General features: G+C 45.9%; 1 protein-coding gene and 1 pseudogene. Both read right to left on the bottom strand.

What is annotated here, in order from left to right:
- A partial coding sequence (locus A3763_RS21775; protein WP_156495248.1) for an aldehyde dehydrogenase family protein occupies nucleotides 1-863 on the bottom strand: 863 nt, incomplete at its 3' end.
- Nucleotides 864-877: 14 nt separating this feature from the next.
- Nucleotides 878-1,153, bottom strand: a pseudogene (locus A3763_RS21780) (glutamine synthetase); the annotation flags it as partial.

The following is a 1,153-nucleotide window of genomic DNA, read 5'->3' on the forward strand; positions in this document are numbered from 1 at the left end:
AGCTCTACAAAGCGCTCGACATACGCACTATAAATTGACTGATGAACATAAATCCGTTCGAGCCCACAACACGACTGACCGGAATTAAAGAAAGCACCATCTACAGTTGATTCAACAGCATATTCAAGGTCAGCATCACTACGAATATAGGCCGGATCCTTGCCCCCTAACTCAAGCGTTAGGTTAATAAACCTACCTGCACATGCTTTTTCAATATCTTTACCGGCCTCGACAGAACCAGTAAAGGTCACAGCCTTTATGGAAGGTTGCTCCAGCATAGTCTTGGCTGTGTCATGACTCATATGAAGGCATTGTAATACGCCCTGAGGAAGACCCGCGTCGGCAAAAGCCTCTACAATACGTTCACCGCACAAAGGTGTTTGGGCTGAATGCTTTAGGATCACCGAGTTACCAGCTAATAAAGCTGGAATAATAGAGTTGATCGGTGTGTGTAGAGGGTAATTCCATGGTGCTAGAACTGCTACCGTTCCAACCGGACACTTTTTAATGAAGCGCTTAAACCCAGGCTTATCGTCAACCTCGTTTGACGCAAGGCATCGATCAGATATTGAGATCATATGACGGGCGCGTGCTGCAAAACTGGAAACTTCGCCTTCTGCATATCGTATCGGTCGTCCCATTTGCCAACATAGCTCTTCAGCTATAAGCTCTTTTTTTTCTTCAAAGCACTCTACAGCTAACGAACAAATGTGCTTCTTTTTTTCCAAGGGTACCAAAGCCCAGTCATCTTGCGCTTTATCTGCAAGCAGCACCGCTTCAAGCATCTGCTCTTCGCCAACCAACTCTCTTTGAACATATAGAGAGCCATCAATTGGCGAATAGGTTTTCAGTTTTCTAGCCATAATATGTCTTCTAGTTAAATAATCTCGAAATACCGGTCCATTTCCCAGTCACTAATGTGCTTGCGAAACTCTCGCTCTTCCCATTCTCGGCTCGATGCAAAATGCTCTACAAAGGCATCGCCAAATAGGCCTCTCGCCTCTTTAGACTCCTTTAGAGCTTGCGCCGCCTCCCAAAGTGTTGCAGGAAGTTTTAATGCGCTGGGATGCGTTTGTGAATACGCATCACCAACAACCATTGGTGTCGGTTCAAGTTTGTGCTCGATACCATACAAACCTGAAGCAAGCGCCGC

The organism is Oleiphilus sp. HI0128, from assembly GCF_001635365.1.